This is a genomic window from Desulfobulbus alkaliphilus, from assembly GCF_016918545.1.
GTDB lineage: Bacteria > Desulfobacterota > Desulfobulbia > Desulfobulbales > Desulfobulbaceae > Desulfobulbus > Desulfobulbus alkaliphilus.
The window spans coordinates 1-661 of the sequence record NZ_JAFFQC010000113.1; the positions used below are offsets into that span (position 1 = coordinate 1).

Here is a 661-nt window from a genome sequence, read left to right on the forward strand (position 1 = left end):
GTCCCCACAGGGTGTAGCAGGCGATGGCCGTGCCGACGGCGCGGCCTTCGGCAGGGGTTGCGTGGGCGTTCATGACGGTTGAGACCGCCTAGACCGTGATCGAACGATATCCCGACGACGACTTGATCACGCCGGTCTCGTCCAGCAACTGAGCGATCTGGACGGCGTTCAGCGCGGCGCCCTTGCGCAGGTTGTCGGACACGACCCAAAGGTTCAGGCCGTTCTCGACGGTCGTGTCCTTGCGGATGCGGCTGACATAGACGGCGTGTTCGCTGGCCGCGTCGACGGGGGTGATATAGCCGTCGTGCTCCTGCTTATCGATGACCAGCACGCCCGGCGCCTCGCGCAGGATGGCGCGGGCCTCGTCGGGTTCGATGGGGCGGTCGAACTCCACATTCACGGCCTCGTAGTGACCCACGAAGACGGGCACGCGCACGCAGGTGACGGTGACCTTGATGTCGGGGTCCAGCATCTTGTGCGTCTCGTCCGACATCTTCTTCTCCTCGTCGGTGGAGCCGTCCTCGAGGAAGGAGCCGATGTAGGGGATGACGTTGAAGGCGATCTGTTTGGGGAACTTCTTGGGCGTGGCGTCGCCCAGGCCGTAGATGGCCTTGGTCTGGTTCCACAGCTCGTCCATGCCTTCCTTACCGGCGCCAGACAC

At 64.3% G+C, this 661-nt stretch carries 1 protein-coding gene; it reads right to left on the minus strand.

Annotation, left to right across the window (positions count from 1 at the left end):
- Window positions 1-88 precede the first annotated feature (88 nt).
- Window positions 89-661 (minus strand): aspartate-semialdehyde dehydrogenase (locus JWG43_RS20605; protein ID WP_205244263.1); only part of this gene is annotated, 573 nt, incomplete at its 5' end.